The following is a 10,798-nucleotide window of genomic DNA, read 5'->3' as shown; positions in this document are numbered from 1 at the left end:
CGACAAGCGTGTCCCCCCGCCGCATCACCAGGAACTGGTCCCCGTGCTGCACAGACACCTCGTGCATCCGAGGATCCGACAGGTCCGGAGAAGACCGACGCAGGGCGATCAACCGCTGGTAGAACGACAGCATCGAAGCATGCTCAGGCTTGTCCAGCTCCGCCCAGTCCAACCGCGACCGTACGAACGTCTCCGGGTCCTGCGGATCGGGCACGTCCCCCTCCGGCCACCCGTGCGACGCGAACTCCCGCCGCCGCCCGGTGCGCACCGCAGAGGCCAATTCCGGCTCCGGGTGCGAGGTGAAGAACTGCCACGGCGTAGAAGCAGCCCACTCCTCCCCCATGAACAGCATCGGAGTAAAGGGCGCGGTCAGCAGCAACACAGCGCCAACCCGCAGCAGCGAGGGTGAGAGAGAAGCCGAGATCCGATCCCCGGTAGCCCGGTTCCCGATCTGGTCGTGGTTCTGTAGGTAGGCCACCAGCCGATGCCCAGGCACCCGCGAATCCAGAGGTCGCCCATGGTGCCGGTTACGGAAGCTGGACCAGGTCCCCGCGTGGAAGAACCCACCCGTCAGCACGTCCGACAGCGTTTCGAGGGAGCCGAAGTCGCCGTAGTAGCCGTGCCGCTCCCCCGTCAGCAACGTGTGCAGCGCGTGGTGCGCGTCGTCGTTCCACTGCGCGTGCAGCCCGAACCCACCCGCCTCCCGGGGCGTGATGAGCCGCGGGTCGTTGAGATCCGATTCGGCGATCAGCGACAGCGGCCGACCCAGGTGCGTCGACAGCGACTCGACCTCGATGGCCAACTCTTCGAGCAGAGGCACCGCCCGGGTGTCCGGCAGCGCGTGCACCGCATCCAACCGCAGCCCGTCGACGTGGTAGTCGCGCAGCCACATGAGCACGCTGTCGATGATGTAGCGGCGTACCTCGTCGGAGTGCGGGCCGTCCAGGTTGATCGAGCGGCCCCAACTGTTGCTCTGCTCGGCGAGGTACGGACCGAACTGCGGCGCGTAGGCCCCGGAGGGCCCGAAATGGTTGTAGACAACGTCGAGGATCACCCCCAACCCGCGCTCGTGGGCGGCGTCGACGAACCGTTTCAGGCCGTCGGGGCCGCCGTAGGGCTCGTGGGGGGCGTACCAGCAGACGCCGTCGTACCCCCAGTTGTGTTCGCCGTTGAAGGCGTTCACCGGGAGCAGTTCGATCAGGTCGACACCGAGCGACACGAGGTGGTCGAGGCGGTCGATGGCCGCGTCGAAGGTGCCTTCCGGGGTGAAGGTGCCGATGTGCAGCTCGTAGAGGATGCTGCCGGGCAGCTGCCGGCCCGTCCAGGAGGAATCGGTCCACTGGAACGCAAGATGGTCGTAGCGGCGGCTCGGCCCGTGCACTCCCGCAGGCTGCCACGGTGACCGGGGGTCGGGCAGTGGGGTTTCGTCGTCGTTCAGCAGAAAGGAGTAGTCGGCGCCGGCGTCGGGCACGTCGACCTTCCACCAGCCGTCGGTGGCGGCGCGCATCTCGTGGTCGGTGTCGCCGGCCAGACGCAGCCGCACCCGGGTGGCGTCCGGTGCCCAGACGGAGAATTCGGTCATGAAACGGCCTCCTCGGCAGCGGTGGGAGGAGCCAGCAGAGCGACGGGGTAATCGGCCAGGAGGGTGTCCAGCGGCGTCTCTCCGCCACTGTAGACCCGCCCGGTGAACAGGTCCTTCATCTCGTGAACGGGAAGTGACAGGGCTGTGTCGCACCACCCACCGACACGTGCCAGTTCCAGCGGGAGCCGGGTCGCCACGGCGATCACCCCGCCCCGGTCGAAGGACACCGCGTGCCGGCTCACCGGCCCCTGCGCGGGCACCGGCCGGTAGGTGGTGAACAGCTCCGGGTGCGCCCGCCGCAACCGCAGGGTCCGCGACACGACGAGCAGCTTCGCCGCTCCGTCGGTGTCGACTGGGGGACGCCAGCCGCCGTCGATGCGTGCCAGCATTTCTCGGCGTACGTCGAAGTCGACCGGGCGGCGGTTGTCCGGGTCGACGAGGGAGTTGTCCCACAGCTCGGTGCCCTGGTAGGTGTCCGGCACCCCGGGCATGGTGAGTTGGATGAGCTTCTGCCCCAGCGAGTTGGACCAGCCGGCGGGGGTGATCGCGGCGGCGAGTTCGCTCAGCTCGTCGTGCAGGCTCGGGTCGTCGTACATCAGGTCGACCAGGGTGTGCAGGGCCTGCTCGAAGGCCGGGTCGGGGTCCGCCCAACTGGTCGAGGCCCCGGCCTCCCGGGCGGCCTTCTCGGCGTACGCGTGCAGCCGTTCCCGCTCGATCGGCCACGCGCCGACGGCGGTCTGCCAGAGCAGGTGGGCGAAGGCCGGGTCGGGCAGCGGCGCGTACTCCATCCATGCCTTGACCTGCTCGGCCCAGCGGGCCGGCAGTTCGCTGAGCACGGCGAGGCGGGCGCGGACGTCCTCGCCGCGTTTGGTGTCGTGGGTGGAGAGGGTGGTCATGCTGGCCGGCCAGCGGACCTGTTGGGCGGTGGCGAAGCGGTGGAACTCCGCGGGTGGCACGCCGAAGCGGACCGGGCTGTCGCCAACTTCGTTGAGCGCCACGAACCGGGTCCACCGGTAGAAGGCGGTGTCCTCCACGCCCTTGGCCATCACCGCGCCGGTGAGCTGCGGGAACCGCATGCCCAGCTCGTCGTCGGGGTTGCGCAGCCGGCGGGTCACCGCGTCCAGGGCGCCGGCCAGGTCGGGGCGGCGGCGACCCGCCTCGGAGCGGGCGGCGGCGAGCAGCCGGGCGCCGTGCGGCGGGTAGCCCCGGTAGACGGCGAACGCGGCGGCCAGCTCGGCGAGCGCCGCGCGGGCCTGCTCGGGCGGAACCTCGGGGGCGAGGGCGGCCAGCCGGGTCAGCTCGGCGGCGAGCAGCCGGGTGGCGGCGGCCAGTTTGGTGGCGTGGGTCAGGTCCTCCCAGGAGGTGTGCCGGCCGGTCACGTGAGTGTCCAGCACGGTGAAGTCGCCCTCGGCGTCGATGTCGATGAAGAGCCCACCGACCATGGCCAGGGCGTCGTAGCCGGTGGTGCCGTCCACCGGCCAGTCCGGCAGCTCCTCGCCGTACTCCAGGATCTTCTCCACCACGAGCCAGGTGTCCGGCGCGGCCTCCCGCAGCCGGGCCAGGTAGCCGGCCGGGTCGCGCAGGCCGTCCGGGTGGTCGACGCGGATGCCGTCGACCTCCCCGGCGGCGGCCCAGCGCAGGATCAGCTCGTGGGTGGCGGCGAAGACCGCCGGGTCCTCCACGCGCAGACCCGCCAGGCCCGCGATGGCGAAAAATCGGCGGTACGTCAGCTCGGCGTCACCGCGCCGCCAGGAGACCAGCTCGTAGTGCTGCCGGTCGTGCACCTCCCGGGCGCTGCCGTCGCCGGTGCCGTCGGCGACCGGGAAGCGGTGCTCGTGGTAGCGCAGCTCCCCGTCGACCAGCTTGAGGTCGTCCAGGGCGGCCGGGTCGTCGCCCAGCACCGGCAGCAGCAGCCGGCCCCGGTCCCAGTCGATGTCGAACCAGTCGGCGTACGACGAGTCGCGCCCCCGGCGCAGCACGTCCCACCAGGCGGGGTTGGCGGCCGGTACGGCGACCCCGGCGTGGTTGGGCACGATGTCGACGACCAGGCCGAGCTGCTTGTCGCGCAGGGCGGCCAGCAGCCGCTGCCGGGCGGCCTCCCCGCCCAGCTCCGGGTTGACGGCCCGGTGGTCGACCACGTCGTAGCCGTGCTGGGAGCCGGGGGTGGCGGTCAGCAGCGGGGCGCTGTAGAGGTGGCTGACGCCGAGGTCGTCCAGGTAGTCGACGATCGCGGCGGTGGCGTCCAGGTCGAAGCCGGGGCGGACCTGGATGCGGTAGGTGGCCTTGGGAGGGGTGGCCGGCATGTCAGATCGTCCTCTCCAGCACGACGAGGGAGCGGTCCGGCACCCGGATGGTGCCGCCCGCGCTGATCACGGCGGCGTCGTCCGGCTCGGGTTCGGCGGTGCTGATGACCCGTTCCCACTTCTGGCCGTACTCGCTGCCGGGCATGGTGAAGTCCAGTGGCGCGTCGTGGGCGTTGAAGCAGAGCAGGAACGACGCGTCGTGGTGCTTCTGGCCGTACTGGCCGCGCTCGCGGATGCCCTCACCGTTGACGAAGAGCGCCACCGAACGGCCGAAGTCGTTGCCCCAGTCCTCGCCGGTCATCTCCCGCCCGTCCGGGGTGTGCCAGGCCAGGTCGGGCAGCGGCTCGTCGATGCCGCGCCCGTTCACCGGCAGGCCGGTGAAGAAGCGGCGACGCCGGAACACCTGGTGCCGCTTGCGGAACGCGGTGAGCGTCTGCACGAACTCCAGCAGCTGCTCGTCGACGTTGTCCCAGTCGACCCAGGCCAACTCGCTGTCCTGGCAGTAGACGTTGTTGTTGCCGTGCTGGGTGCGGCCCAGCTCGTCACCATGACCGATCATCGGCACACCCTGCGACAGCATCACGGTGGCCAGGAAGTTCCGCCGCTGCTTGGCCCGCAGGGCGAGGACCGCCTCGTCGTCGGTGTCGCCCTCGACCCCGCAGTTCCAGGACCGGTTGTGGCTCTCGCCGTCCCGGTTGTCCTCACCGTTGGCCTCGTTGTGCTTGTCGTTGTACGACACCAGGTCGTTGAGGGTGAACCCGTCGTGCACGGTGACGAAGTTGATGCTGTGGAACGGCCGGCGGCCGTCGTCCTGGTAGAGGTCGGCGGAGCCGGAGATCCGGGACGCGAACTCGGCGAGGGTGGCCGGCTCGCCGCGCCAGAAGTCCCGCACGGTGTCGCGGTACTTGCCGTTCCACTCCGTCCACAACGGCGGGAAGTTGCCCACCTGGTAGCCGCCGGGGCCGACGTCCCACGGTTCGGCGATGAGCTTCACCTGGCTGACCACCGGGTCCTGCTGCACCACCTCGAAGAAGGTGGAGAGCCGGTCCACCTCGTAGAACTCGCGGGCCAGGGTGGCGGCCAGGTCGAACCGGAAGCCGTCGACGTGCATCTCGGTCACCCAGTAGCGCAGCGAATCCATGATCAGTTGCAGCGAGTGCGGGCTACGCACGTTGAGGCTGTTGCCCGTGCCGGTGTAGTCGACGAAGTAGCGGCGGTCCTCCTCGCTGAGCCGGTAGTAGCTCGGGGCGTCCACGCCCTTGAAGCTCAGCGTCGGCCCGAGGTGGTTGCCCTCGGCGGTGTGGTTGTAGACCACGTCGAGGATGACCTCGATGCCGGCGGCGTGCAGCGCCTTGACCATGCCCCGGAACTCCTGCACCTGCTGGCCGAGTCGGCCCAGCGCCGAGTAGCCGTGGTGCGGGGCGAAGAAGCCGATGGTGTTGTAACCCCAGTAGTTGCGCAGCCCCAGATCGACGAGGCGGTTGTCGTGGATGAACTGGTGCACCGGCATCAGCTCGATCGCCGTCACCCCGAGCCGGGTCAGATAGTCGATCATCGGCGGGGAGGCGATGCCCGCGTACGTGCCGCGCAGCTCCTCCGGGATGTCCGGGTGGCGCATGGTCAGCCCGCGCACGTGCGCCTCGTAGATCACCGAGTGGTGGTAAGGGGTGCGCGGCGGCTTGTCGTTGCCCCAGTCGAAGTACGGGTTGACCACCACCGACTTCGGCATGAACGGCGCCGAGTCGGTCTCGCTCATCCGCTCCGGCTCGTCCATGTCGTAGTCGTAGACCGCCGGGTCCCACTCCACGTCACCGTCGATGGCCTTGGCGTACGGGTCGAGCAGCAGCTTGTGCGGGTTGCAGCGCAGCCCGTTCGCCTGGTCGTACGGGCCGTACACCCGGTAGCCGTAGCGCTGGCCCGGCTCGATGCCCGGCAGGTACGCGTGCCACACGTAGGCGTCCACCTCGCGCAGCTCGACGCGGCGCTCCGCGCCGGTGTCCCACTCGTCGAAGAGGCACAGCTCGATCCGCTCGGCTACCTCGGAGAAGATGGCGAAGTTGGTGCCCATCCCGTCGTAGGTGGCGCCCAGGGGATACCGCTCGCCCGGCCAGACCTGCATCTCGCTCCTTCAACCCATGGTTATGTGCGCACCGGCCGATCGCTGCCCGCACGCATGCAGGTAGTGCCCCCGGCCCAGGCGCACCAATCCATCCTTCCAGGCGCTGCCCGGAAAACACCTGTCTGATGCGCGCTTTGCACCTCAGGTGTCCTCCGTCACGATCACCCTTTTGAAGGTGCGTTCTTGGGGCCGATGGACTTTCCTTGATCGGGGACAAGCGTCCGCGCGTGCCCGCCAGGCCCTCGGCCACCCCTTACACCTCTCGCTCCGCCGCCACTGACGCCGGCGCGTACCACCATGCATGGACGGAGATTGATGTGACGACCCTGCGGGTCGACGAGCAGCTCGCTGCCACCAAGGACCGGGCCCACCGGCCCACCGTGACCTCCCGGCCCCCCGCGCAGTCCGGTCCCACCGCGCAGCCCGGCACGCCCGTGCCGGCGCAGTCCGGCCCCGGGGTGCCCCCGCAGACCCGCCGCATCCTCATGCTGTCCTGGGAGTACCCGCCGGTGCTCGTCGGCGGTCTCGGTCGACACGTGCACGCGCTGTCGGTGGCGTTGGCCGCCGCCGGCCACGAGGTCACCGTCGTCACCCGCCACTCCGAGGGCGCGCCCCTGGAGGAGTACGCCGACGGCGTGCGCATCCTGCGCGCCCCCGAAGACCCGGTGGCCTTCCCCCTCGCCACCGGCTCACTGCTGGCCTGGACCATGGCCTTCAACCACACCCTCACCCGCACCGCCCTGCGCGCCACCCAGGCCGGCTCCTACGACGTCATCCACGCCCACGACTGGCTCGTCGCGCACACCGCGATGACGTTGCGCGACCACCTGGACATCCCGCTGGTCACCACGATCCACGCCACCGAGGCCGGGCGGCACCAGGGCTGGCTGCCGGAGGAGATGAACCGCACCATCCACGGCGTCGAGCAGTGGCTCAGCAGCGAGTCCAACCGGGTGATCGTCTGCTCCGGGTACATGCGCGACGAGGTGAACGCGCTGTTCGGCGTACCCGCCGGGCGGGTCGACGTGGTCGCCAACGGCGTGGAGCCGCGCCGCTGGCGGGTGCCCGCGCGTGCCGTGGCCGCCGCCCGCGCCCGCTTCGCCGGGAACGGCCCGCTGGTCACCTTCGCCGGCCGCCTGGTGTACGAGAAGGGCGTCCAGCACCTGATCGCCGCGCTCCCCCGGCTGCGCGAGCGGCACCCCGGGCTGCGTGCCGTGATCGCGGGTGACGGCCCGTACCGCGCCGAGTTGGAGGCCGAGGTGCACCGCCGCGGCCTGGGCGGCATGGTCACCATGCCGGGCTTCCTGGGCGGCACCGACCTGCCGGCGCTGATGGCCGCGTCCGACTGCTTCGCGGTGCCGAGCATCTACGAGCCGTTCGGCATGGTGGCCCTGGAAGGCGCCGCGGCCGGCGCTCCGCTCGCCGTCGCCGCCACCGGTGGCCTCGGCGAGATCATCGAGCCGGGCGTCACCGGGATGACCTTCCGTCCGCACGACCCGGACAGCCTGACCGACGCCGTTGACGCGCTGCTGTCGGACCCTGACCGTTCCCGCGTCATGGCCCGCCGTGCCCGCCGGATGGTCCACGACCAGTACGGCTGGGCCGCGATCGCCCAGCGCACCGCCGCCAGCTACGCCGCTGCCATCCACCACGACGCCGCGTTCACCGCCGAGCGCGCCGAGCAGCGGATGTCGCAGGGTCGGGCCCTCCCGGCGCTGCCCGAGGGCAACCTGCTCGCCGCCGCCGGCCTGCGCTGACCCTCGCCGTCCGGCCCGCTTGCGGTTGATCGACTCGGCCTTCTTGAAGTCGGGGTATCCCGGTGCTGCGGACCACCCGACTTGCGGTTGATCGACTCGGCCTTCTTGAAGTCGGGGTGTCCCGGCGCCGGAGACCCCCCGACTTCCTGAAAGCCGAGTCGATCATGACGTGAGGAGCGCACCGCACAGCTCAGCGGTGGGACGCCGGGCTACGCTGCCGGGCGCGAGGCGCCGGGGCGCCGGCCGGGTAGCTCGCCGCTGGGCCCGGCCGCGCCGCTCAATGTCGGGGCCGTCGGGCCGGGGCCGCTCAGCCCGCCCTCGGCGCACCAGTCTCGGGCCGTCGGGCCAGGGCCGCTCAGCCCGCCCTCGGCGCACCAGTCTCGGGCCGTCGGGCCAGGGCCTCTCAGCCCGCCCTCGGCGCACCAGTCTCGGGCCGTCGGGCCAGGGCCGCTCAGCCCGCCCTCGGCGCACCAGTCTCGGGCCGTCGGGCCAGGGCCGCTCAGCCCGCCCTCGGCGCACCAGTCTCGGGCCGTCGGGGCCGGGGCCGCGCAGCTCGGCGCCGGTCGGCCGGGGCTGTCAGAATGTGCGGATGTCTCGTCCTGTCGACGCCCTGGATGCCAGCTTTCCGATCGCCGCCTCGATCGCGCTGGACCTGATCCGACGCCCCGAGGTGACCGAGCAGTGGTCGAGCCCGAGCGCCCTGCCACACCTGTCGGTGGGTGGGCTGGCGTGTCACCTGGGACGACAGGCGGTCCGTGCCGCGGAACTGCTGCCGGCGCCGAGCGATCTGCCCACCCTGAAGTCGGCCGACAACCACTACGAGCGGGCCGCCTGGGTCACCGAGGGTTCCCCGGACAAGGACTCCGTCGCCTCCGGCCCCGACGAGGCCGACGCCGTACGCGGACCGGCCGACCTGCACGCCCGTTCCGCCCAGGCGCTGGAAGAGGTCGGCGACCTGCTCTCCCGGGGTGCCGCCCGTGACATCGTGCCGATTCCCTGGCAGGGCTGGGCCCTTCCGCGCAGCGAGTTCCTGCTCACCCGTCAGCTGGAGATCGTGGTCCACTCCGACGACCTCGCGGTGAGCGTCGGCGTGCCCACGCCGGAGTTCCCGGCCGACGTCTTCGACCCCGTACGCGACCTGCTGGTCCGCCTGGCCGTGCGTCGTAACGGCCAGTCCGCGCTGATCAGCGCACTGAGTCGCAGCGAGCGATCCCGGAACATCTCCGCCTTCTGACCGCCCGCCCCGGTCGCCGACCACCCGGGGCCCGGGGCCCGCCACCCGGGGCCTCCTGACGCCCAAGGCTGGGGGCCTGCCCCCGGCGTCACCCCGCCCGTGATCGACTCGGCTTTCTGAAAGTCGGGGTGTCCTGGCACGAGGAACACCGCGCCTTCAAGGAACTCGAGTCGATCACGGGCGTGACGGGGCAGCTCGGAGCGCGGAAACGCGGCAGGCCGCCGACCCCGGAGGGGTCGACGGCCTGCTGGCGTAGCGAGGAGCGGGTCAGCGCTCGCCGAAGGGGACGTAGTCCCGCTCGGCGGAGCCGACGTAGACCTGCCGCGGACGGCCGATCTTGGTCTCCGGGTCGTTGATCATCTCGCGCCACTGGGCGATCCAGCCGGGGAGCCGGCCGAGCGCGAAGAGCACGGTGAACATCTTGGTCGGGAAACCCATGGCCTTGTAGATCAGGCCGGTGTAGAAGTCCACGTTCGGGTAGAGCCGACGGGAGACGAAGAAGTCGTCCGCGAGGGCGATCTCCTCCAGCTCCATGGCGATGTCCAGCAGCGGGTCCGGCTTGGCCATCCGGCCCAGCACGTCCTGCGCGGCCTTCTTGACGATCGCCGCCCGCGGGTCGTAGTTCTTGTAGACCCGGTGGCCGAAGCCCATCAGCTTGACGCCGTCCTGCTTGTCCTTGACCTTGCGGACGAAGGACCGGACGTCGCCGTCGCCGGCGTGGATCTGCTGGAGCATCTCCAGCACCGCCTGGTTCGCGCCACCGTGCAGGGGGCCGAACAGCGCGTTCACGCCGGCCGAGACCGAGGCGAACAGGTTGGCGTTGCTGGAGCCGACCAGGCGGACGGTCGACGTGGAGCAGTTCTGCTCGTGGTCGGCGTGCAGGACGAAGAGCATGTCCAGCACCTTCGACATCACCGGGTCGACCTCGTACGGCTCCGCCGGCACGCCGAACGTCATCCGCAGCAGGTTGTCCACGTACCCCAGCGAGTTGTCCGGGTACAGCAGCGGCTGACCGATGGACTTCTTGTACGCGTACGAGGCGATGGTGGGGACCTTCGCCATCAGCCGGACCGTGGAGATCTCCACGTGCTCGGAGTCGAACGGGTCCAGGCTGTCCTGGTAGAAGGTGGACAGGGCGCTCACCGCGGACGAGAGCACCGCCATCGGGTGGGCGTCCCGGGGGAAGCCGTCGAAGAAGCGACGCATCTCCTCGTGCAGCAGCGAGTGCCGCCGAATCCACTCGGTGAACTCGGTCAGCTGCTGCTCGGTCGGCAGCTCACCGTAGATGAGCAGGTAGGAGACCTCCAGGAAGGAGGACTTCTCGGCCAGCTGCTCGATCGGGTACCCCCGGTAACGCAGGATGCCCGCGTCGCCGTCGATGTAGGTGATCGCGGATGAGGCAGCGGCGGTGTTGACGAAACCGGGGTCGTACGTGGTCATCCCGGTTTCCTTCAGCAGCTTGCTCACCCCGACACCGGCGGGGCCCTCGACCGCAGGATGCACCGGCATCGACAGCTGCCCACCGGGGTGATCGAGCTTGACTTCCGTCATGTGGTTCCTCGCTTCGCCGGCAGATCTACGTTGAATTGCCTTCGCTTCTACCGTAATTGCGGCTCGGGGGACAACGCCCGCCGTGGTTCGGCGGTGAGGTATGCGTCACCCGATTCCCGACCGGGCGGCCGGGAAACCCGGTATCCCGCCAGACGGGACCGGACCGCACCGACCCCGGGAGCCAGGCCGGACCAACCCCGGGACCGGACCGGACCGACCCGGGGAAGCCAGACCTGACGACCCCGGAAGCCG

The 10,798-nt window shown here is 70.7% G+C and carries 6 protein-coding genes; 2 read left to right on the top strand and 4 right to left on the bottom strand.

Annotated elements, in window-relative coordinates; genetic code table 11:
- From treZ to glgX, 3 genes are all read right to left on the bottom strand, one after another.
- The coding region (gene treZ, locus DLJ58_RS08050; RefSeq protein WP_124854570.1) for a malto-oligosyltrehalose trehalohydrolase at positions 1-1,582 on the bottom strand (1,582 nt) is incomplete at its 3' end.
- Positions 1,579-3,885: a malto-oligosyltrehalose synthase gene (gene treY / locus DLJ58_RS08045; protein ID WP_124854569.1), complete on the bottom strand. Its 2,307-nt coding sequence runs from the start codon at positions 3,883-3,885 to the stop codon at positions 1,579-1,581. The genes treY and treZ, both read right to left, overlap by 4 nt.
- 1 nt (position 3,886) lies before the next feature.
- Positions 3,887-6,004, bottom strand: a complete 2,118-nt coding sequence (glgX, locus tag DLJ58_RS08040) for a glycogen debranching protein GlgX (RefSeq protein ID WP_124854568.1) — start codon at positions 6,002-6,004, stop codon at positions 3,887-3,889.
- A 317-nt stretch (positions 6,005-6,321) separates the two neighbouring features.
- Between glgX and DLJ58_RS08035 the strand changes: the two genes are divergently transcribed.
- Positions 6,322-7,761, top strand: a complete 1,440-nt coding sequence (locus DLJ58_RS08035; RefSeq protein ID WP_124854567.1) for a glycosyltransferase family 4 protein — start codon at positions 6,322-6,324, stop codon at positions 7,759-7,761.
- Between the two features lie 589 nt (positions 7,762-8,350).
- Positions 8,351-8,995 carry a maleylpyruvate isomerase N-terminal domain-containing protein gene (locus tag DLJ58_RS08030; protein ID WP_158629561.1) on the top strand — a complete coding sequence of 215 codons (645 nt, stop codon included), beginning with the start codon at positions 8,351-8,353 and terminating at the stop codon, positions 8,993-8,995.
- A gap of 267 nt (positions 8,996-9,262) precedes the next feature.
- Here the strand turns inward: DLJ58_RS08030 and DLJ58_RS08025 are convergent, their stop codons facing one another.
- Entirely contained in the window at positions 9,263-10,546 is a 1,284-nt protein-coding gene (locus DLJ58_RS08025) for a citrate synthase (RefSeq protein WP_124854565.1), read from the bottom strand.
- Positions 10,547-10,798 lie beyond the last annotated feature (252 nt).

It is taken from the genome of Micromonospora arida (genome assembly GCF_003857035.1).
In the GTDB taxonomy this organism is placed as follows: domain Bacteria; phylum Actinomycetota; class Actinomycetes; order Mycobacteriales; family Micromonosporaceae; genus Micromonospora; species Micromonospora arida.
The sequence above is the reverse complement of the archived record's forward strand: the minus strand, read 5'-3'. Positions and strand labels throughout refer to the sequence as shown.